Below are 21,333 nucleotides of genomic sequence, written 5' to 3'. Positions count from 1 at the left end.
GGTACGGGTACGGGTCAGCCGTGGAAGACGGTCTGGGAACGGCGCTCGTACCAGGCGGTCAGGTGTTCACCGGCGCTGATGACGTGCTCGCGCATCGCCTCCTGCGCCCGGTCCTCGTCCCGGTCGGTCAACGCGGCCACGACGGCGTCGTGCTGACGGACGTTCAGCTGACGGTGGCGTTCGTCACCGGTCAGGGCCAGCGAGGACACGTTGCGCGGGAAGCTCTCGTTGATCCGGTCGATCATCCGGCTCAGCCAGGGGTTGTCCGCCGCCTGGCAGACCACGGTGTGGAAGCAGTCGTTGGCCCGGGTGGTGTCCGGGGCGCCGGCGCCGGACGCACCGGCGCCCTCCACCGCCGCACGCAGTACGTCGTTATGGCGGCGCAGCGCGGCGAGCTGACTGTCGGTGATCCGGGCGGCCGCGCGCCGGGCGGCCAGGGCCTCCAGCTCGGCACGCACCTCGTAGGCCTGACGCACCTCCCAGGGCGCCGGCACCCGCACCACCGCGCCGCGGTGCGGCTGCATCTCGATCAGTCCGCCGTTCTGCAGCTGGCGCAGCGCCTCGCGCACCGGAGTGCGGCTGACCCCGAACTCGGCGGCCAGCGCCGCCTGGCGCAGCGGTTTCCCGATCGGGAGCTCCCCGTCCATGATCCGCGCACGGATACGGGCAGCGATGTCGTCGACGAGGGCGCCTTCGTCGGTCTGGGGCGTCATCGGAGTGGGTCTCATCCTTCTCGGGGGCTGACGGGAGCCGCGCGGTGGTGGAGCAGTCTGCCACGCCGCCGCCGTCCACTGTTCATCGACATTGGATCCACTTACAGACTATCCGCATCCAATAGGAGCGTGTCATGTATCTCGATGTGACCAAGGCCATCGATGTCTCGGTGCCGATCCACCCCGGCATGCTGCACTGGGGCCGGCGGCCCGAGGTGGAGGTCGTCGAGTCGCGTACGGCGGGCGATCCGTCCAACGTCAGCCGCTGGCGCATCGGGGCGCACACCGGGACGCACATCGACGCCCCTGCCCACTTCGTCGACGGCGGGAAGACCGTGGACCGGCTGGACCTGTCGGCCCTCAACGGTACGGCCCGGGTGCTGGACCTGACCCATGTCAAGGAGCAGATCACCGCGGCCGACCTCGACGCGGCGGGGCTCGGCACGGAGGAGCGGGTGCTGCTGCGCACCAGCAACTCGGCGGGTGTGCTGCGCAGTCCGTGGAAGGCCCGGCAGTGGGTCGGCCTGGCCCCGGACGGCGCCGAACGGCTGATCGAGGCGGGGGTGCGCACAGCGGGCATCGACTACCTCAGCATCGAGGCGGTCGCCTACACCACGCACTGGGAGACCCACCAACTGCTGTGCGGTGCCGACGTGTTGATCCTGGAAGTGGTCGACCTGCTGCACACCCCGGCCGGGGTCTACGACATGCTGTCGCTGCCCGTGCCCCTCCAGGGCGCCGAGGCGGCCCCCTCGCGCACTCTGCTGCTCCCCCGGGACGCCGCGTGAACCCGGCCGGCGCACTGGCCCTGGCCGCCCCGCACCCCGCGGCGCTCACCGCGGCCCGGCGGGCGGCCGGGCGCGGCGGCAACGCGGTGGACGCGGCGCTGGCCGCCGCGGCCGCACTGACCGTCGTGTACCCGCACCAGTGTTCTCTCGGCGGCGATCTGATCGCCCTGGTCCACGCGCCGGACGGCACCGTGCGCGCGGTGCTGTCCGTCGGGGCGGCCGCGGCGGGCACCGACGTCGAGGCACTGCGCGCGGCGGACTCCCGGATGCCGGCCCAGGGTCCGCAGACCGTCACCGTGCCGGGCGTGGTGGCGGGCTGGGCGGCGCTCGCCGAGGCGTACGGCATGCCGGGGGCGCTCGCCGCCGCACTGCGGGACGCCGCCGCGCTCGCCGCGGAGGGGGCGACGGTCTCGGCCGGACTGGCACGCGCGATACGGGACAACGAGGCGCGCGTCAAGGCCGACCCGGGCCTGTCCACGCTGCTGACCGGTCCGGACGGCCGCCCGGTGACGGAGGGCGACCCGCTGCCCCAGCCCCGGTTGGCGCAGGTCCTCGACGAACTCGCCGCCGATCCCTCGTCGTTCTACCGGGGCGCGGTCGCCGAGACCCTCGCCACCGGTCTGCACGACCTCGGCAGCCCGCTCACCGCGGCCGACCTGGCCGCACACCGGGCCGAGTTCGCCGATCCGGTGGAAGTGGAGCTCGTGGGAGCCGGGGCGGTGGGTGTGCGCTGGTGGGCCGCGCCCCCGCCCAGTCAGGGTGCCGTGCTGCCCGCCCTGCTGTCCGCGGTGGCCGGTGCCGCGGGCCGCTCCGGGGTGGAGCGCACCCGGGTGCTGGCCGCCCGTTGCCAGGACGCCGCGGCCGCCCGCGACCGGCTGCTCGGTGACCCGCACGGGCAGCGGCTCGACCTGGACGGGCTGCTCGACCCGGCGCCGCTGGCCGGCGCCCTCCCGCCCCGGCCGTCGTTCCGGCCGGCCGGTGACACGGTCGCGGTGACGGCCGTGGACGCCTCCGGGCTCGCGGTCTCGCTGATCCAGAGCGTCTACCAGACCTTCGGCTCCGGACTGTGCGACCCGGGCACCGGGATCGTGCTGCACAACCGGGGCTCGGCGTTCAGTCTGCTGCCCGGACATCCCGGCCTGCTGCGCCCGGGCGCGCGCCCGCCGCACACGCTGTGTCCGGTGATCGGCCGCTCCCCCGCGCTGCTGCTGGCGGCCGGCTGCCAGGGCGGCCGGGCCCAGCCGCAGATCCTCGCCCAGACCCTGCCCGCGCTGGCCGGCCCGGACTCCGACCCGGACGCCGTACTGGCGGCCCCGCGCTGGGTGATCGGCGCCCGGGACATCGGCTTCGAGGAGCAGACCCTGCTCGCCGAGCCCGGTTCGGCACCGGAGTCGGCGCCCGCCGTGTCACCGGGACTTCCCGTGGTCGTCGCACCGGGTCCGAGCGATCTGGCCGGACACGTCCAGGTGGTCCGGCTCACCCACGACGGCCGCCTGGACGCCGCCTCCGATCCCCGCGCCGACGGCGGCACGGCCCACCTCGCAGCCGCCACGCCCGCCGCGCCTCGCACCGCCCGTACTACCCGCACCGCCCGCACCACCGGCAACGCCCCGGAAGGAACCCCAGTATGAGCACCCTCGCTCCCCGCCCCGAGTCGGCTGCCGCACCCCACCCGCTGGATCCGTTGTCCGCCGCCGAACTGGCCGTCGCTGTAAAGGTGTTGAAGGCCGACGTCCGGGTCACCGAGGACGTCCGGTTCTGGGGCGTCGCCCTGGACGAGCACCACGCGCGCACCGCCCGCCCCGGCGAGGCCCGGCGGGCCCGCGCGGTGGTGATCTGCCCCTCCGCGCACCTCGGGTACGAGGTCGACCTGGAACTCGGTGCGGAGCCGCGTGCGACGACCTGGCGCGAGCTGGACGTGCGCAGTCCCGGCTGTTCCTCGGAGGAGGCCCGGCAGGCCGCCGCGGCGTGCCGGGCGGACCCGCGGTTCCGGGAGGTGCTCGCGCTGCGCGGCATCCACGACGTGTCGCTGGTGATGGTCGACCCGGAGTCGATCGGCGGCTTCGAGCCGCCCGAGTCCCCGGGCCGCCGGCTGACCTGGGGCAGTGTGTGGCACCGCGAGTCGCAGGACGACAACGGCTACGCGCGGCCCGTGCAGGGCGTGGTGCCGATCATCGACATGGAGTCGATGGAGGTGCTGTACATCGAGGACCACGGCGTCGTCCCGCTCTCCGAGGAGTCCGGCGTGTTCAGCGCCGGGAGCGTGCCCGAGCGGGCGGGTCTGAAGCCGCTGGAGGTGGTCCAGCCCGAAGGGCCGAGCTTCACCGTGACCGGACAGCGGGTGGACTGGCAGGGCTGGTCGGTACGGGTCGGCTTCAGCCACCGCGAGGGCCTCGTGCTGCACGACCTGAGCTTCGACGCGGGCGGCAGGGGGCCGCGCGAGGTGATCCGCCGGGCCTCGGTCAACGAGATGTACGTGCCGTACTTCGACACCGCCTCCACCCAGTACCGCAAGAACTTCTTCGACTGGGGCGAGTACGGCGCCGGTCCGCTCACCAACTCCCTCGCCCTCGGCTGCGACTGCCTCGGTGTCATCCACTACTTCGACGCAGCGGTGCTCGGCGGCGACGGGGTGCCCCGGGTCATCCCCAACGCGGTCTGCATGCACGAGGAGGACGACGGGATCCTCTGGAAGCACCACGACGGGCGCACCGGCCGCACCGAGGTGCGCCGCTCTCGCCGGCTGATCATCTCGGCGTTCGCGACGGTCGCCAACTACGACTACGGCTTCTACTGGTCCCTGTACCAGGACGGCTCGGTCATGCTGGAGATCAAGATGACCGGCATCCTGTCCGCGACCGGTGTCACGGCGGACGAGGAGACGCCGTACGCCCGGCGGGTGGCCCCGAACGTGGCGGTCACCAACCACCAGCACTTCTTCGCCGTACGACTGGACATGGCGGTGGACGGGACGGCCAACCGGCTGGTCGAGGTGACCGCCGAGCACGAGAGCGACCCGGCGCTCGACCCGTACGGCAACGCGGCGCGGACCGTGCTGCGGCCGGTGCTCAGCGAGGCGGAGGGCGGGCGGTCCACGGACCCCTCACGGGCCCTGCACTGGCGGGTGGAGAGCACCGGGGCGCGCAACCGGATGGGTGAGCCGACCGCGTACCGGGTGCATGTGGAGAACACGGCGGTGCTGCCGGTGCGTCCGGACAGCGTGTGCGCGCGGCGGGCGCCGTTCGTGGCGAAGCAGCTGTGGGCGACGGAGTACGACCCGGCGCGGCGGTTCGTGGCGGGCGAGTACCCCAATCAGGCCGAGCCCGGCGCGGACGGGGTGCACCGCTGGCAGGAGGAGGACCGTTCGCTGGACGGCACGGAGCTGGTGCTGTGGGCGACGGTCGGCTCGCACCACTTCCCGCGTCCCGAGGAGTGGCCGGTGATGCCGGTGGCCCGGGCCAGGCTGCGGCTGGAGCCGGACGGTTTCTTCGACCGCAACCCCGCGCTGGACGTCCCGGCACCGGTCTCCTGTCACCCGCCGGCCACCGTGGCAGACGCGGACAGCGGGCACTGCTGCTCCGGATGACCACCACCGTCACCACACCCACGGCGCACCGCGGACCCACCGCACACCCGCCACAGGCACACCTGCGACCAACCGCGCGCACCGCCCACGCACAGCGGTCGGCCACCGCGTTCGCGCTCCCGGTGCACCGGTCGATCGCCGTACGTACGGCCCCGGCACACCAGCCGCTCGCCGCCCTCATGGTGCTGGCCGTGACGGGCGTGGCTCTTCACACCGCCGGTGCCTCCTCGGTCGGCGGCGGACACGCGGGGCACGCGGCGGTGGACGCCGGGTACGGCTCGGCGGATCCGACGGTCGCCGTCGGCCGGGTGGGTGCGGTGCTCGCGGTCACGCTGGCCATGTCGTGGCCCGCCCTCCGGGTCGTGCTGACGCCCGGGGCGCGGCGGCTGACCGGGCGGTGTGTGCTCACCGCCGCGGCGGCCGCGGCCGTGCTCGCCGTCCCGCTGCTGCTGGTGCGGGCGCCGGACGGGACGGACGCGCATGTGTGGGCGATGGTCCGCTTCGAGTCGCTGGCGGTGCTGGGACCGGTCCTGCTGGCGCGCGCCGTCGCCGCGACCGGGCCGCCGTCCGCTGGGGAGCGCGGCGGGGCCCGGCTGGGGGCGGCGGTCTGGGCGGTGTCGGCGTACGCCTGGCACCTGCCGCCACTGCACGGGCTGGACGGGCCGGGGATCGAACTCGCCCGCTCGTTCTCCTGGGTGACGGCGGGCGTGCTGCTCTGCCGTCACCCGGTGGCCCCGCGCGGCCCGTTCCTCGTCGCGCACCTGGCCGTGCTCCCGCTGGCCGCGCTGATGGCGGCCGACGGACGGGGCGCGGCGGGCCTGCTGATGGCGTCCGCCGACGCGGCCATGGCGGCGGCGTGCGTGCTCGACGTCCGCCGCCGGAAGAGCTGTTACGCCCACGTAAATATTGGATCCAATTATTGGCCTTCTGGATCCTTCCATCGCTACGGTCTCTGTGACCGGGACAGAAAGGCGTCAGATGCGCGAGGAAGAGAACGTGCGGCTCACCAGGACGGGCCCGGGCACGCCCGCCGGGGCCTGGATGCGCCGCTACTGGCAGCCCGTCGCCCTGAGCGAGGAACTCGACGGCGTACGGCCCCTGGTGGCCCCGAAGGTGCTGGGGCAGGACCTCGTCCTGTTCCGGGACGGGGACGGTGAGCTCGGTCTGGTCGACCGGGGCTGTCCGCACCGGGGAGCCGATCTGGCACTGGGCCGGCTGGAGGACGGCGGCCTGCGCTGCTGCTTCCACGGCTGGCTCTTCGGCCGGGACGGCACCTGTCTGGACACCCCGGCCGAACCGGCCGGCGGCAACCTCGCCGCCCGGGTCCGGCTGGGCAGCTACCCGGTGCGCGAGATCAACGGCGTGATCTGGGGCTACCTCGGCCCCGGCGAGCCGCCCGAACTGCCCGCGCTGGACTGCTTCGAGGCCCCCGCCGGCCACACCTTCGCCTGGAAGGGGCTGCTGGAGTGCAACTGGCTCCAGGCCCTGGAGGTCGGCATCGACCCCGCGCACGCCTCGTACCTGCACCGCTTCTTCCAGGACGAGGACCCCTCGGAGAGCTACGGCAAGCAGTTCCGGGCCGCCTCCCGGGGCACCGACCTGCCGATGACGAAGATCCTGCGGGAGTACGGCCGCCCCGACATCGACGCCGTCCGCACCCCGTACGGCATCCGGATCACGGCGCTGCGCACGCTGGACGGCACCGACACCGAGGGCCGCCCGATGGACGGCAGCCGCACCCATGTCCGGGTCACCCACCAGGTGTTCCCGCACGGCTTCCACATCCCGTTGGACGCCGAGACCGCGATCACCCAGTGGCATGTGCCGATCGACGACACCTCCTGCTACTGGTACGCCCAGTTCACCAGCGTCGGCAGCCCCGTCGACCGTGCGGAGATGCGCCGGCAGCGGGTCGACGCGGTCACCCTGCCCGACTACCGCCCGCGCTTCGGCCGCTCCAACGGCTACGGCTACGACCCCGTCGAGCAGCTGGCCACGACGTACACCGGGCTCGGCACCGACATCAACGTGCACGACCAGTGGGCGGTGGAGGGCCAGGGCGCGATCCAGGACCGCACCCGCGAGCACCTGGGCCGCTCCGACAAGGCGATCGTGCTGTACCGGCGCATGCTGGGCGAGGCGATAGCCGCCGTCGAGCGGGGCGAGGACCCGCCGCTGGTGCTGCCCGCGGAGCGCGCGGCCGGACTGCGCGGTCCGGTCACCCTGGACGGCATCGGTCCCACCGAGGGCTGGGCCGAGCACTGGGCCGCCGTGACCGCGAAACAGCGGGCCGAGAGCGGCTGGGCGCAGACGGCCGGAACGGACGGCTGACCGCGGTGGACTTCGTCGAGCGTCACGCGGGGTGGACGGCCGGGCAGTCGGCCGCCGCCGAGGAGATCCGCGACCGTGCCGCGGGCGGCGGGCTGAAGGTGGTGCGGGTGGTCTTCGCCGACCAGCACGGGCTGCTGCGCGGCAAGACCGTCACCGCCTCCGAGGTGCCCGCCGTGCTGCGCGAGGGCACCGGCATCGCCTCGTCCCTGCTGGCCAAGGACACCTCGGGCCGTACCGTGTTCCCGCTGTTCACCCGGGAGACCCCGCTCGGGCTGCCCGAACTGCGCGGCGCGGCCGACATGGTGATGGTGCCCGACCCGCTCACCTTCCGGATGCTGCCGTGGTCGCCGGGCACCGGCTGGCTGCTGTGCGACCTGCGGTTCACCTCCGGTGCCCCGGTCCCGCTGTGCACGCGCGGGCTGCTGCGCTCGGTGCTGGCGCAGGCGGACGGGCTCACCTACCGCACGGGCCTGGAGGTGGAGTTCCACCTGTTCCGGCTGGACGATCCCAGACTGGGTGCGGCCGACCTGGGTCAGCCGGGCGCGGCACCCGAGGTGGGCATGCTCAACCACGGCTACCAGTACCTGAGCGAGCTGCGCTACGACGAACTCGACCCGATGCTCGACGTGTTGCGCGGCACGCTCGAAGAGCTGGGGCTGCCGCTGCGCACCCTGGAGGTCGAGTTCGGGCCGAGCCAGGTCGAGTTGACCCTGCGGCCCGCCGACGGACTGGGCACGGCGGACGCGATGGTGCTGCTGCGCAGCGCCGTCAAGCAGGTCGCCGCGCGCCACGGCCACCACGCGACCTTCATGTGCCGGCCCCATCTGCCCGGGGTGTTCTCCAGCGGCTGGCACCTGCACCAGAGCATGGTCCGCGGCGACGTGGGCGTCTTCGCCCCGGAGGCCGATGCGCGGGCCGGGACCGATGCCGGTGCCGGTCCTGTCGTCGGCGGGCCGGGGCTGTCGCCGTACGGCAACGCCTTCCTGGGCGGGCTGCTGCGCCACGCGCGGGCCACCAGCGCGCTGTCGACGCCCACCCTCAACGGTTTCAAGCGATTCCGGTCGCTGTCGCTGGCGCCCGACCGCGCGGTGTGGGGGCGGGACAACCGGGGCGCGATGGTGCGGGTGCTGGGTGACGGTCCGTCGTCCTCCCGGCTGGAGAACCGCATCGGGGAACCGGCCGCCAACCCCTATCTCTATCTCGCCTCCCAGCTCGCGGCCGGTCTGGACGGAGTGGCGCGCGGTCTGGACCCGGGTCCGGCGGCCGACGAGCCGTACGCGACCCGGGCGGAGCCGTTGCCCCGCTCCCTCGGCGAGGCGCTCGACGCGCTGGACGGCGACCGGGAGCTTACCGACCGGCTGAGCAAGGACTTCGTGGCCTACTACACGAGCGTCAAGCGGGCCGAGATCGCCCGCTTCGACCAGGAGGTCACCGACTGGGAACAACGGGAGTACTTCCGTGTCTTCTGACCTGCGCGCTCGGGACTCCGCGCGCCTTCTGGTCCGCCAGGTCCGCTGGATCGCCGAGGACGTCGTCGAGCTGCGGTTGACCCGGCGGGACGGGCTGCCGCTGCCCCCGTGGGAGCCCGGCGCCCATGTGGAGCTGACCCTGCCCTCCGGCCTGCGGCGCTCCTACTCGCTGTGCGGGGATCCGCGGGAGCGCGCCGTCTGGACGGTCGCCGTGCGCCGCGCGCCGGACAGCCGGGGCGGCTCCCGGGAGCTCCACGGAACGGCACTCGTCGGCCGGGAACTGACGGTCGACGGACCGGTCAACCGGTTCCCGTTGCTCCCCGCCCCCGGGTACCTCCTGCTGGCCGGCGGCATCGGCGTGACCCCGCTGCTGCCGATGGCCCGGGCGCTGGCCGCCGGTGATCTGCCGTGGCGGCTCGTCCTGGGCGCCCGGGACCGCTCCCGGCTCGTCTACGCCGAGGAACTGACGGCGCTCGGCGGCGACCAGGTCCGGCTGGTCCCCCAGGACGAGGCGGGCCTGCCCGACCTCGCCGCGGAACTCGCCGCCGCCCCGCCCGGCCACGCCGTATACGCGTGCGGGCCCGCGGCGATGCTGGACGCGGTGGCCGAGCTGTGCCGGACGGCCGTACCGCCGCGTCCCCTGCACATCGAGCGGTTCGGCCCGGCCGCCGACGCGCCGCAGGACACGGAACGGGGGCGGTTCGACGTCGTGCTGCGCCGGTCGGGGCTGCGGCTGGCGGTGCCTGCGGACCGGTCGGTGCTGGAGGTCGTCCGGGACCGAGTGCCGGACGTGCCCTACTCCTGCGAGGAGGGCTACTGCGGCAGCTGTGAGACGCCCGTCCTGGCGGGCACCCCCGACCACCGGGACTCGGTGCTCGCGCCCGAGGAACGGGCGACCGCCAGGACGATGATGATCTGCGTCAGCCGCGCCGCCACGCCCCTCCTCGAACTCGACCTCTGAATCCCCCGGATCCCCGAACTCCCCGAACTCCCCGACGACGGACGGAGCACTATGACCCGACGCGGTGTACGGCGCGTCCTGCCCCTTCTCCTCGGCTGGGAGGACCTGCCCAGATCGGTGTCGGTGCACGGCGCGCCGTACGGGGAACGGGTGCGGGAGCCCGTGCCGGGGGTGCTGCTGGAGACCGAGGAGGGGTGGCTGCTGCTGGACACCGGATTCAACACGGCCCTGCTGCGCGACCCCGCGCTGCGCCGGCGCTACTACCCCTCCCCCTCCTACCAGCCGGAACTTCCCGGTCCCGGTGAGCCGCTGCCGGAAGCGGTGACCGCCGTCGGACTCTCGATGGAGGACATCACGGCCGTCGCCGTCAGTCATCTGCACGCCGACCACGCCGGTGGGCTGAAGCATTTCGCGGGCCGGGTGCCCGTGCACATCCAGCGCGCCGAGCTGGAGTTCGGGCTGTCGGGACGGCCCGGGGTGGAGCGCGAGACGATCTTCCGGGTGGACTTCGACGACCCCCGCATCGACTGGCGGCTCGCCGACGGCGACCGGGAGATCGCACCGGGCGTCACGGCAGTCCTGACCGCCGGACACACCCCCGGCCATCAGAGTTTCGTGGTGGACCTCGCCGACGGCGGCGGGTACGTGTTCGCCTGCGACGCCGCCGACCTGACCGAGAACATCGTCGAGGAGCGCCCCGCCGGCACGTCGATCGGCGTCCTCGCGGAGGCGACCCTGGAACCCATCCGGCATCTCAAGCGGCTGGCGGAGGAGAAGGGGTACGAGCTGGTTCCGGGGCACGACCCGGTCATCTGGCCCGAGTTCATCCGCCGCCTCGCGCCATGACGCCCTCGGCGGCCCACGTACTCGTACAACAGCTTTGGTGCACAGCGGTCTTCACGTGCCAACGGATATGATCACGGGCTCTTGACGCGGTCGTCCTCGCTCAGGGGGCTGAGGCGGGCCTCGTCGAATGCGCGAGCCGAGAGGCATCGCCACACCAGCGCGGCGCCTACGGCCTGGACGGTGGCCGCGGCGGCCCACACGGTGTCGTAGCCCCATGCCGCCGCGATGATGCCGCCCGCTGCAGCGCCGAGCGGTGCGACGCCCCACGAGAGGGCCCGATGGCTTGTCAGCACCCGCCCCAGCAGCTCCGGTGGTGTGAACCGTTGCCTGCTCGACTGCGAGCCGACGTTCCAGACGAATGTCGCGAACGAGTGAATGGCCAGCACGGTCCCCACGGCGGCCCAGTGGGCCGGGATCACCCCGAGCAGCAGCTTGCAGGTGACCTCGCCGACGATCGCGGCGCGCATCGCCGTGGGATAGCCGAGCCGGGCGACGAGACGGGCGCATAACGGGGCCGCGGCGGCGAAGCCCGCGGCCGTACAGGCCAGCAGTACGCCGTACCACCAGCGGTCGAGATGGAGGATCTGCTCGACATAGAGCGCAAGCGTCGCGTATCCCATGAACCAGGCGAACGACGCGGCCAGGACCTCGATCGTGATCGACCGGAGCAGCCGGTTGCCGACAAGACAGCGCAGGCCCAGCCGGACTTCGTGGACCGGGCGCAGGCGCGGGGCAGCGGACCGGGCAGCGGGGGCCTGCAGCCGCTTCGTGAGCAGCATGGTCGCCGCTGCGGCGGCCAACGCCGCCCAGCCGACGGAGGCCGGGCGCCAGACCGCGAGGAAGCCGGCCAGCGGTGGGATCAGAAAACGCACGACCCCCACGTCGATGAACAGCAGCCGCGCGTTCGCGGCGTCCAGGCCGGCCGGTCCCACCGCCCACGGCACCAGGGTTCCGCGTGTGCCTTCGCCGACCACTTGACCTGCGACGACCACGCATGCCACGGCCATCAGTACCGGCAGTGACGCGGTGTCGGTGAGGACGGCCACCACGAGGCCCAGGTATCCGGCCGTCTGCATGCCCAAAGCGACACCGAGCAGCGTTGACCTGCGGACGTGGTCGATGGCCACCCCGACGGCCAAGGGAAGGATCAGCCACGGTGCCTGGCTCGCGACCGTCACCAGCGAGACGCTCCTGGGGTCGGTGGTGACGGTCACGGCCATCACCGGCAAGGCGGTGAGCAGCAACCCCTCCGCGCTGGATGCGCCCAGGGCGATGCCCTGCAAGTCGCGCCAGGCCGATGGTCGTACAGCGGTTTTCCCCATAGGGGCATGGTCGCGAAGAGCATCGGTCGTCCCTACATTTCATCTGTGGCTGAACAGTCGGGTGCACAGCAGCAATCTGTCGCTCTCACCGGCCAGGTCGCCGAGGGAACGCGGTTCTCGGTGTCGCCGCTGTGGGAGACGGTGTCCGGGCTCCGCGTTCTCGCCCGCCACCGGCGCCAAGCCGTCTACGGGCGGTGGACGGCCTGGGCCGACGAACAGCTCACGAACCTGCGGGGCGACCGGTGGTTCCGGCTCCTTCTCTGGCTGCTGACCTCAGGACCCGAAGTGCCGGAATTCCTGGTCGTCACACCGGGTCTGCGTTCGGTGTCCATCGCCACCGAGATCGACGCCGTGATCGCCACTCCGGCCGTGCGGGTGCGCGCGGCCCTCGAGTCTGCCTTCGGTGACGACGAACTCCCCGCGGCCGTCCGTGCGGCCGCAGAGCGGCCCGAGGACACCTGCCGGAGACTCGGCGAACGGCTCGCGGCTTGTCACGATGCCTTGATCACACCGATATGGCCGCGGCTCGCGGGCGTACTGGAAGGCGACGTCGAATGGCGCGCCGCACAGCTGGTGGAGTTCGGCGTCTCCTACGTGGTGCCCCGGCTGCACGACTCGGTCCGGTGGGTCGCCGGCTCGATCGTGATCGGTGACCCGGCGCGGGCAACCGCCCGTCCCGCGAACGACCGCGACCTGGTGTTCGTGCCCTCCGCGTTCGTGTGGCCCGACGTCTACCTGAGATACACCCCGCACCGGATCGCGCTCTGCTACCCGGCCCGGGGCTTCGGCTCACTGTGGCAGCGCTCCCGCACCTCATCGGGCAATGCACTCCAGGCAGTGCTGGGGCGTAACCGCGCCCGCCTGCTCCAGATACTCGAACGTCCGGCGACGGTGGGCGAACTCGCCGAGCAGCTCGGCATCACTCCCGGCGCGGTATCGCAGCACCTGGCGCTCCTGCGGGCGGCCGGCCTCGTGGTCAGCAGACGAACCGGCCGAGAGACCACATCCCTGCGCACCGCCCTGGGCCACGCCTTGGTCGACGGACAACTACCCGAGAACCCCGGCTGACTCGCCTGATCGATGTTGCCGATCCGCCCGGTTGCACAGCCGGACCGGCAGCATCACGCCCAACGGCACAGCCCGAATCGCCTCGCGCAGCGCGAAGGACCAGTGATCGCCCACTGCGGCACCGAGCACGGCTCCGGATCGGGCACCCAACGCCGGGTTGCGGAGCGCGACTTAGCCCACCTGCACTGGTTCCGCCGCCTGCGGACCCGCCAGGAGATAGGGGACGACATCCCCGAGGCTTTCCTCACCCTTGGATGTCTGCCGACGGCGGCTTGCCTTTCTACGCTGAGAGCAGTGGAACCCAGTACTTCGTCAGCTGGTGCAGACGCTGTCGATGGTCGGCGATCCAGTCGTCGGGCAGGTCGATGGGCACGCGCACGGTGACCATGGATCCCGACTCGTCCGCTACGACCACCTCCGGACAGCCACGCTCGCCAGTGAGTCGGATGAAGAGGGACGCCCCCCTGCTCATCTCCATCCAGGCGGCATCTTCGCCGGCATCGAGCCTGTTCAGCGCGTCGGACCAGCTGTCCAACTTGGAAGCCGACGCGGGCGTGCGTTGACGGAGGCCCTCGGGCCTCACCCGGTGCCCCTCGCCGTCGGCCCGAGACCGCGGCGGCGTCGTGCTTCAGACGGGCGGGCTGGCGGCGAGGCCGGCCGTCGAGATGCCCCGGCGATACCCGCTTCATGTCCGCTTCGCGTCTCGCCGGCGGCAATGGCCGGCCTGCGCTCGGGCCTGATGGCGGCGTCACCGGGTGGACCTGGCGAGCCGGTGGGCCGCATCGCGGATGGGCCGGATGACGAACCCAGTGAACAGTCGGGCGAACCGGGGTAGGGGGTGCGAGGCGCGGAGGCGGTCGGCGGGCGGGGGGCGTGCCGGGCTCGGGCGGTCGGCCGTGCCCGGAAGAGTTCAGTGGGTGAGCAACATGCCGCGTCTCAGGCCCAGTTCGGTCTCGGCCACGGTGCGCGGCATGTCCGCCGTGGGCGTCCTGCGCCGGTCTGCGCTCGTGTTGATGTAGGCGCTGGCGCCGTCGATCGCGACCAGGATGCGGGTGGCGGCGCCCCAGGGATCCGCGCAGGCGAAGACCCCGGCCGCCGTCCCGGCGGTGATGAGCTCCTCCAGGCGCCGGCACCACCGCAGTTCCTGCTCCACGACGTGCTCGCGCAGCACCGGGCGGTAGCGCGACAGGTGCCGTGCGTTGAGCCAGAGCTTGCTGACGTCGTCGAAGTCGGCGCTCGACGTGAGACCGAAGAACCTCCGGAAGGTCTGCAGAGGGTCGTCCGGCTCCTGCGGCAGCAGGTCGTCGAGTTCCGCCATCGCGGCGTGGGTGAACGCCTCGGCGACCAACTCGTCCGCGGCCGGAAAGTAGTGGCCCACGAGTCCGGGCCGGACGCCCAGCTCGTCGGCGACCCGGCGCAGGGTGACGCACTCCAGGCCCTCGGTGAGCCCGATCCGCGCCGCTGTGGCGACGATCTCGTTGCGACGTTCGGCGGGCGCCTTGCGGACGCGCCTGCCCGGAGCTCTTGACGTCATACCGCGAATGCTATTGAGTGGGCGACCAATAAAGCAATTGTTCAACCGACCAATAACCAGGATCGGCCGGAACCCGCCACTCAGGGCGGTGCGGCGACGGAGCGGCCGGTGCGCGTCGAGCCTCGGCGGTCACCGCGGGCCGCACCGCCGCGGGCCAGGGTGTGGCTGACCGGCGCGTCGGCCGGCACCGTCAGGAGACCCACGTGAACGACTCCCCACCGAGGGCGGTGACCTCGCCGTGTACGGCCACCGGGGGACGCTGGGACCAACCCTGTGGGCCTGGCCGGCTGGGCGACGGCCGTCGTCTTCCTCGGGGAGTCGCACGTCGCCGTGGTCCGCGCGGAGCTGTCGCCGTGGTCCGCGGTCACCGGAGGCGTCCGCCCGTGGCCAGGACGTCCGACCACGCCCCAGCCAGGCCCGTCAGGCCCTTCCTCGGGCCCAGGACCAGGCTCGCCGACCCGGCGCCGACGCCCCACGCCGAGGAAAGGAAGACCTCGTGATGTCGTCGCCACTCTCCCCGGCCGTCGGTCCCGCCCCCGGGACGGGCCTGGACACACGTGAGGTCGCGGTGTGGTCCGCCGGCTCGGACCCCGATCCACGGCTTCCCCTCTGTCCCCCACTCTCTGGAGACACCATGTACGCCGTCACCGACCCGACCACCGGCGAGGTCGTCGAGACCTACCCGACCGCCACCGACGCCGAGGTCGCCGCGGCCGTCGACGCCGCCCATGCCGCCGGCGTCTGGGGCCGGACCGGTTCCGTGGCCGAACGTGCCGCGCTGCTGCGCCGGCTGGGCGACCTGCACGCCGAGCGCAGCGCCGAACTCGCCGCGAGCATCGTGCGGGAGATGGGCAAGCCACTCACCGAGGCGGAGGGCGAGATCGGTTTCTGCGTCGACATCTACCACTACTACGCCGACCACGCCGAGGAGTTCCTCGCGGACGAGCCCCTCGACGTCACCTCCGGCGCCGGTACCGCCGTGGTGCGGCGCGGTCCGGTGGGCGTTCTGCTCGGCATCATGCCGTGGAACTTCCCGGCCTACCAGGTCGCCAGGTTCGCCGCCCCCAACCTGGCCGCCGGCAACACCATCGTCCTCAAGCACGCGCCGCAGTGTCCCGGTACTGCGGCGCTGCTGGAGCAACTGTTCGCCGAAGCGGGCTTCCCGGCAGGCGCGTACGTCAACGTGTACGCGACCAACGAGCAGATCGCCGACGTGATCGCCGACCCCCGGGTGCAGGGCGTCTCGCTCACCGGCTCGGAGCGGGCCGGGGCCGCCGTCGCCGAGATCGCGGGACGGCACCTCAAGAAGGTCGTCCTGGAACTCGGCGGTTCGGACCCGTTCGTGGTGCTGTCCACCGACGACCTGGACGCCGTGGTCGACTCCGCGGTGGCCGCCCGCCTCGACAACACCGGCCAGGCGTGCAACGCCGCCAAGAGGTTCGTGGTGGTGGCGGACCTGTACGACGCGTTCGTGGAGCGGTTCACGGCCAAGCTGCTCGGCTCCGCCACCGGGGCGCCGCTCTCCTCGGCGGCCGCCGCCGAGACCTTGGCCCGGCAGGTCGGCGAGGCCGTGGCGGAGGGCGCCACCCTGCACGGCTCCGGCGAGCGGCAGGGGGCGTTCTTCCCGGCGGGCGTGCTCACCGGGCTGAGCACCGAGCACGCGGCAGCCCGCCAGGAGCTGTTCGGACCGGTCGCGATGGTCTTCCCGGCCGCCGACGAGGACGAGGCCGTGCGGATCGCCAACGACACCCCCTACGGCCTCGGTTCCTACGTCTTCACCACCGACCCCGAGCAGGCCGCGCGGGTCGCCGACCGGATCGAGGCCGGCATGGTCTTCGTGAACGGTGTCGGCGCGGAGGGTGCCGAGCTGCCCTTCGGCGGGGTGAAGCGTTCCGGCTTCGGCCGGGAACTCGGCCGACTCGGCATCGAGGAGTTCACCAACAAGAAGCTGATCCGCACGGTGGCCTGAGCCGCATCGGTGGCAGGCCCTTCTCGTGTTCCGTGCCGCCGGGCGGGCCTGCCCCGGGCGGGCTTGCCGCTGTCATTCGCAGGCGACGCCGTCGCCGTCCCGGTCGAGGTGCGAGTCGTATCCGGGGTCGCCCCGGTAGAGGGGGGTGACGCCGGCGGCGCGGGCGGCGGTGCAGTTGGCGTAGTAGGTACTGCCGCCGCCATCGCTGCCGTCGTCGGAACTCACAGAGTCCCCGCCGGCCGAGTCCGCGGTGACAGTCACCCTGACCCTGACCGTTTTCGTCTCGGTGACGGTGGGCGCCGGCTCGGGTGCGGCGGTCTCCGTGGCGGTCTCCGTCGCCGTCACCGTGGCAGTCGCGGTGGGCCGGGGCTTGTCGTCCGCGACGGCCTTCTTGTCGTCGCTGCCGCTCCCCCCGGCGACAATTCCGACGATGAAGGCCACGGCGAGAGCGGGCAGTACGACCCTTTTGCGAGCCCACTTGGGTATGCGTCCTGTGGGTTGTGGCATGTTGTACGGGTTGCTCATTTTCCCCCCTGGTTTCTGTGTGAACGTTGACGTTAGCCGCCAGGTGGGGTGATGGAGTGGCTTTGCGGCAGCAGTCACCTGTCCGTGACGGATGCTCGCGGCGCCCTGCGTCAGGACTTCGGCCTTCGGCCGTCGAGGATCGTCAGGCCGGAACATCCCAGAGCACATGGAGGGCGGCCGGCTTGCGGAAGACCAGGCCGTACGGCGTGGCGGGCCGCTCTGGGTCGAGGCGGAGTCCGGGGAGGCGTTCGATCAGACGCTGGAGGGCGATGCGGGTTTCCAGGCGCGCCAGGTGGGCGGCGAGGCAGTGGTGCGGGCCGTGGGCGAAGGCCAGTTGAAGGCGGGCTTCGGCGCGCCGGACGTCGAACCGGTCCGGGTCCGCGAAGACGGCCGGGTCTCGGTTGGCGCCGGTCAGAGAGACGCTGACCAGGTCGCCGCGGCGGATGGCGGCCGGGCCGAGCACGGTGTCGCGGGTGGCGTAGCGGTCGACCACCGCCGCGCCGGGCTCCAGCCGCAGGGACTCCTCGACGGCTCCGTCCAGCAGGCCGGAATCGGCCTCCACCAAGGCGAGTTGGTCGGGGTTCTGCAGCAGGTGGAGCAGGGCGTTGGTGATCATCGCTTCGGTCGTCTCGATGCCGCCGAACATCAGCACCGCCGCGTTGGAGGCCACTTCGGGCACGTCCAGTTGCTGGGCGGCCGAGACGAGGAGCGAGGAGGCGTGCGGGTCGGCGACGGTCGCCTCGACGGCGGCCCGCAGTTGTGCGTACGCGGCGGGACCGGCCGGGCCGGCCGCCAGGCCCTCGGTGATGTCCGAGACCGACCGTACGATGGCGTCGTACCAGGAGAGCACCGTGTCGGTGGTCGTCCCGGCGAGCCCGAGGGCGTCGGTGACGACGGCCACCGCGAGCGGTCCGGCGAAGGCGCGGCGCAGTTCGGTGGCGCCCTCGGGATCCAGTGCGGCGATGAGGCGGTCGGTCTCCCGTTCTATGAACGCGGCGAAGTTGTCGTGCACCCTTCGGGGCCGGAAGGGGGCCGTGAAGGGCTCGCGGTGGCGGGTGTGTGCGGCGCCGTCCAGGGACAGCATGCTCGGTCCGACGACCTGGGCGGTGGTGAAGCGGGGGTCGTCCACGGTGAAGGTGGCGGAGTCCCTCATCACGTCCAGCGCGAGGTCGCGGCGGGTGACCAGCCAGCCGTTCAGTTCGGGCAGCCACGACACCGGCTCGTGGGCGCGGAGCAGTGCCAGGCGTGGGTGCGGATCCCGGGCGAGTTCGGCGAGCGTGGTCGAGGCTCCGAGGGGGAACGAGTCGGCGGTGCTCATCGTGCTGTCCGGCCGGGAGCAGGAAAACGGTTCACGGGGCATCGTAATCACGGCGCCCCGTCGGCCCGTTCACCGACCCTGGCGCGCGGTATGCCCACGGAGTCGAGCGGGGTGCGTCCTCGGGTCGCCCTGGCCCCCCTGGCCGACATCGCGCCCACCCGCTCCTCAGGGCGGGATCGTACGGGCCGGCGCGGAGGGGGGTGCCGAACCGGCGGCCGTCCTCGACCGTGTCGTCGGGCAGGCTCGGTGACGACGGACCACGCCGGGCGGCATGCAGCAGGTGGCCGAGGAGCGTGCTCGGTCCGGCCGTGGCGCCGTTCTCCGTCGCTTCGCTCCACGCTCCAGCAGCACGTCACCGAACGGGCCGAACGGCGAGCGGAGCCGGTGGCCCAGTACGACGCGACTGCCGGAGTGGTCGGGACGGACTTGCCGCACAGGGCGCGTGCGGACGAAGCCGCTGCGGCGGGCAGCCGTCAGATCACGAAGCCCTCGATGTGAGCGGGGTAAAGGGGTAAGGGGGTGGTGACGGCGATCGACGGGTGCCGTCGGCGGCCGTCGCCTCAGGCACTGTGGACCCCGACCTCGTACAGCGAGTACCCCCAGTCGGTGCCGCGGTCGAGACCCTGGATCCGGACGTAGCGGGCCGGAGTGCCGGTGAACCGGGCCGTGTCCAGGCCGCCGTCGCCGCTCGTGGTGGACCAGGCGGTCTGCCAGTTCGTGCCGTCGGTGGAGAGTTCGACGCGGTAGGACTTGCCGTAGGCGCGTTCCCAGTCCAGCGTCACCCGGGAGACGAGGTGGGTGGAGCCCAGGTCGACCTGCCACCACTGGTCGTCGCTCCAGTCGCTGGCCCAGCGGGTGGAGTCGTCGCCGTCCGAGGCGCGGCCGGGCTGGTAGCTGGTGAACGGGTTCGACTCGGACGAACTGGCCGTGGCCGGGCGCCCCTTGGCGAGGTTGACCGAGGCCTGGTGCTGTTCGGTGGCCCCCCAGGTGTCGAGGTAGGACTCGGCGCCCCGGAACAGGTCGTCCACCACGTCCTGGCCGCCGACCTGGCGGATGTCCTCGATCCAGTCGGGAATCATGCCGACGTGGGCCGCGCCGTCGGTGTTGATGTCGAAGGTGCGCTCGCCGGAGGTCTGCCTGTCGATGACGGAGCCGCCGTCGACGCTCTTGAAGGGGTACGTCACCTTGTTCGCCGCGTCGGCACCGCGCGGGGCGGGGTGGTCGCCGATGCCGTTGAAGTCGGTGCCGTAGCCGTAGCCCACGTCGTACTTGTCGCGCAGCGCCTTGGTCCGGGCGGCTTCCGCGACGAAGCCTTCGGAGCCATGCATGTACTGGGCGACGAAGCCGCCGAGGGAGTAGACCCGCTCGGTCCAGTCGAGGTCCATCCAGCTGTGCGAGGAGATCACCCCGGGGTAGGACGCCGACTCCAGGATGTCGAGAGCCTGGCCGACGGCCTTGACCCCCATGTGGTCGATCTCCAGCATCATCTTGCGCTTCATCATGCCGCGCACGGCGTACTCGCCGAGATCGGTGAGACCGCGCTTGTTGCACTGTGCGTCCGAGTCGTACGAGGGGACGTCCACGCCCGCCGGCAGGTCCGCCTCCGCTTGTGAGGCGGCGCTGCCGATGGGGTTGTCGTGTTGCGGGCCGGCGCACTTCTCGGTCTGCCAGAAGGTGCCGGTGGACAGGAACTGGCCGACGTTGATGGCCGTTCCGAGGCCGCCGGAGTCGAAGCGGACGCCGCACAGCGCGTTGTCGAACTTGTGGCAGAGGAACATGGAGCGGACGCCGAGTGCGTAGAGCTCGTCGAGGCCCTTGTCGATGTCCTCCTTGCCGCACTGCGGGATGTCGAGGATCTGCTTGCAGCCGAAGGGTTCGGAGGTCTCGACCCCGAGGACGACGGCGAGTTTGCCCTCTTCGATGACCTGCCGCGCCTGAGCGCTGTCGGTGACGATCCGGAACCAGCCCTTGCCTGTGCCGCCGTACATCTTGTCGATGTACGCCTGGAGCGCGTAGGTCATCTTCGCCTGCAGCCGGATCGACGTCATCTCGTCACAACTGCGGTCCTTGAAGGGGTAGACGGAGCAGATCATGCCGTTGGTGACGAGGTCGTTGACGAGTACGCGCTGGCCGCCGCGCCAGGCCCGCTCCACCCAGGCGTAGTAGTCGGCCTGGTGGGTCATCGAGTCGTACGCGGGCCAGTCCTCGAAGGTCGGCCAGCCGACCGGGTCGTGCTTGCCGTCGCCGCCGTGGGTGATGTAGTCGAAGAGCGCGAGGGTGCCGTCGGGGTAGTGCTCGGGGCAGTCCTTGAGGGCGTCGGCCACCCCGGCCTCGGAGAAGACCTTGCCGCAGATCAGCCGGCCGCCGAAGGCCTCGTTGCCGAACAGGTGGTTGTGCGCGTCGACGAACCCCTGTACTTCTCCTGCCGAGTCGGTGCCGGTGAACGGCTCGCCGGTGACGTCGATCTCGACGTCCGGGGCGGGTCGTGCGGTCGGGATCCACCACTCGTTGCCGGCCGCGGCACTCGGGGTGGGCCCGAGCGCCATGGTCAGCACCAGGAGCAGCAGCGACAGCATGGTGACGTGCTTGCGTCTGCGGTACGAGCGCGCGGTCGGCGTCACGGTCCACGTCCCTCGGTCGTCGGGAGGGCGCGATTGGCGAAACCATGGGGTTGTCATGAACCGCGCAATACCTGGGACGAGGATCATGCTGCTCGCCGACGGAGTCAAGGGTCCGGGAAGCCTGACCTGACATGCCGGGGCAGCCGGTGCCGTCACCGATACCGGCGGAGGTCGCGTGGACGGCGCGCGTCCACGGTCGCGGGGTGGCCGCGCTGCAGGCGACCGATCCGGTCACCACTGCAGGAGCCGCGACCACCCGCTGCTCAGGCACACTCGCGCCCC

At 72.3% G+C, this 21,333-nt stretch carries 18 protein-coding genes; 10 read left to right on the top strand and 8 right to left on the bottom strand.

Features of this window, described 5'->3' with window-relative positions; genetic code table 11:
• Positions 1–14 precede the first annotated feature (14 nt).
• The gene (locus ACFWPS_RS26690; RefSeq protein WP_383708782.1) at positions 15–713 is read right to left on the bottom strand and encodes a GntR family transcriptional regulator; all 699 of its coding nucleotides are present in this window, start codon (positions 711–713) and stop codon (positions 15–17) included.
• 134 nt (positions 714–847) lie between these two features.
• Between ACFWPS_RS26690 and ACFWPS_RS26685 the strand changes: the two genes are divergently transcribed.
• From ACFWPS_RS26685 to ACFWPS_RS26650, 8 genes are read left to right on the top strand one after another with little or no spacing between them, the layout of a single operon-like run.
• Positions 848–1,501, top strand: coding sequence for a cyclase family protein (locus ACFWPS_RS26685; RefSeq protein WP_383708780.1), 654 nt, complete (start codon positions 848–850; stop codon positions 1,499–1,501).
• Positions 1,498–3,132, top strand: coding sequence for a gamma-glutamyltransferase (locus ACFWPS_RS26680; protein ID WP_383708777.1), 1,635 nt, complete (start codon positions 1,498–1,500; stop codon positions 3,130–3,132). The genes ACFWPS_RS26685 and ACFWPS_RS26680 overlap by 4 nt, the downstream gene beginning before the upstream one ends.
• Positions 3,129–5,087, top strand: coding sequence for a primary-amine oxidase (locus ACFWPS_RS26675; RefSeq protein ID WP_383708775.1), 1,959 nt, complete (start codon positions 3,129–3,131; stop codon positions 5,085–5,087). Before ACFWPS_RS26680 ends, ACFWPS_RS26675 begins: the two co-directional genes overlap by 4 nt.
• Positions 5,084–6,244 (top strand): hypothetical protein, encoded by a 1,161-nt coding sequence (locus ACFWPS_RS26670; protein ID WP_383708773.1) that lies wholly within the window; start codon positions 5,084–5,086, stop codon positions 6,242–6,244. The genes ACFWPS_RS26675 and ACFWPS_RS26670 overlap by 4 nt, the downstream gene beginning before the upstream one ends.
• Positions 6,129–7,418, top strand: a complete 1,290-nt coding sequence (locus ACFWPS_RS26665; RefSeq protein ID WP_383708771.1) for a Rieske 2Fe-2S domain-containing protein — start codon at positions 6,129–6,131, stop codon at positions 7,416–7,418. Before ACFWPS_RS26670 ends, ACFWPS_RS26665 begins: the two co-directional genes overlap by 116 nt.
• A 5-nt stretch (positions 7,419–7,423) precedes the next feature.
• On the top strand, positions 7,424–8,887 hold the full coding sequence (locus ACFWPS_RS26660) for a glutamine synthetase family protein (RefSeq protein WP_383708770.1): 1,464 nt from the start codon (positions 7,424–7,426) through the stop codon (positions 8,885–8,887).
• Positions 8,877–9,848 carry a PDR/VanB family oxidoreductase gene (locus ACFWPS_RS26655; RefSeq protein ID WP_383708768.1) on the top strand — a complete coding sequence of 324 codons (972 nt, stop codon included), beginning with the start codon at positions 8,877–8,879 and terminating at the stop codon, positions 9,846–9,848. The genes ACFWPS_RS26660 and ACFWPS_RS26655 overlap by 11 nt, the downstream gene beginning before the upstream one ends.
• A 51-nt stretch (positions 9,849–9,899) precedes the next feature.
• The gene (locus ACFWPS_RS26650) at positions 9,900–10,694 is read left to right on the top strand and encodes an N-acyl homoserine lactonase family protein (RefSeq protein WP_383708766.1); all 795 of its coding nucleotides are present in this window, start codon (positions 9,900–9,902) and stop codon (positions 10,692–10,694) included.
• 71 nt (positions 10,695–10,765) lie between these two features.
• Here ACFWPS_RS26650 and ACFWPS_RS26645 read toward each other — a convergent pair whose 3' ends face one another.
• Entirely contained in the window at positions 10,766–12,016 is a 1,251-nt protein-coding gene (locus tag ACFWPS_RS26645; RefSeq protein ID WP_383708764.1) for an MFS transporter, read from the bottom strand.
• Positions 12,017–12,061: 45 nt separating this feature from the next.
• Here ACFWPS_RS26645 and ACFWPS_RS26640 point away from each other — a divergent pair, with 45 nt between their 5' ends.
• Complete coding sequence (locus tag ACFWPS_RS26640; RefSeq protein ID WP_383708762.1) at positions 12,062–13,084, top strand: ArsR/SmtB family transcription factor; 1,023 nt, start codon at positions 12,062–12,064, stop codon at positions 13,082–13,084.
• A gap of 280 nt (positions 13,085–13,364) precedes the next feature.
• Here the strand turns inward: ACFWPS_RS26640 and ACFWPS_RS26635 are convergent, their stop codons facing one another.
• From ACFWPS_RS26635 to ACFWPS_RS26625, 3 genes are all read right to left on the bottom strand, one after another.
• Positions 13,365–13,667, bottom strand: a complete 303-nt coding sequence (locus tag ACFWPS_RS26635; protein ID WP_383708760.1) for a DUF5959 family protein — start codon at positions 13,665–13,667, stop codon at positions 13,365–13,367.
• Between the two features lie 327 nt (positions 13,668–13,994).
• Positions 13,995–14,618 carry a TetR/AcrR family transcriptional regulator gene (locus ACFWPS_RS26630; protein ID WP_383708759.1) on the bottom strand — a complete coding sequence of 208 codons (624 nt, stop codon included), beginning with the start codon at positions 14,616–14,618 and terminating at the stop codon, positions 13,995–13,997.
• Positions 14,619–14,698: 80 nt separating this feature from the next.
• A complete protein-coding gene (locus tag ACFWPS_RS26625) occupies positions 14,699–14,821 on the bottom strand; it encodes a hypothetical protein (RefSeq protein ID WP_383708757.1) in 123 nt (40 codons plus the stop codon).
• A gap of 431 nt (positions 14,822–15,252) precedes the next feature.
• On the opposite strand from ACFWPS_RS26625, the gene ACFWPS_RS26620 reads away from it, so the two are divergent.
• Positions 15,253–16,587 carry an NAD-dependent succinate-semialdehyde dehydrogenase gene (locus ACFWPS_RS26620; RefSeq protein ID WP_383708755.1) on the top strand — a complete coding sequence of 445 codons (1,335 nt, stop codon included), beginning with the start codon at positions 15,253–15,255 and terminating at the stop codon, positions 16,585–16,587.
• A gap of 72 nt (positions 16,588–16,659) precedes the next feature.
• Here the strand turns inward: ACFWPS_RS26620 and ACFWPS_RS26615 are convergent, their stop codons facing one another.
• The 3 genes from ACFWPS_RS26615 to ACFWPS_RS26605 all read right to left on the bottom strand — a co-directional run bounded on the left by ACFWPS_RS26615 (position 16,660) and on the right by ACFWPS_RS26605 (position 21,006).
• Positions 16,660–17,112: an excalibur calcium-binding domain-containing protein gene (locus tag ACFWPS_RS26615; RefSeq protein ID WP_383708753.1), complete on the bottom strand. Its 453-nt coding sequence runs from the start codon at positions 17,110–17,112 to the stop codon at positions 16,660–16,662.
• A 142-nt stretch (positions 17,113–17,254) separates the two neighbouring features.
• Positions 17,255–18,430, bottom strand: coding sequence for a cytochrome P450 (locus ACFWPS_RS26610; protein ID WP_383708751.1), 1,176 nt, complete (start codon positions 18,428–18,430; stop codon positions 17,255–17,257).
• 560 nt (positions 18,431–18,990) lie between these two features.
• Positions 18,991–21,006 carry a discoidin domain-containing protein gene (locus ACFWPS_RS26605; RefSeq protein ID WP_383708819.1) on the bottom strand — a complete coding sequence of 672 codons (2,016 nt, stop codon included), beginning with the start codon at positions 21,004–21,006 and terminating at the stop codon, positions 18,991–18,993.
• Positions 21,007–21,333: the final 327 nt, after the last annotated feature.

Source organism: Streptomyces sp. NPDC058457 (genome assembly GCF_042720695.1).
Lineage (GTDB): Bacteria > Actinomycetota > Actinomycetes > Streptomycetales > Streptomycetaceae > Streptomyces.
The sequence above is the reverse complement of the archived record's forward strand: the minus strand, read 5'-3'. Positions and strand labels throughout refer to the sequence as shown.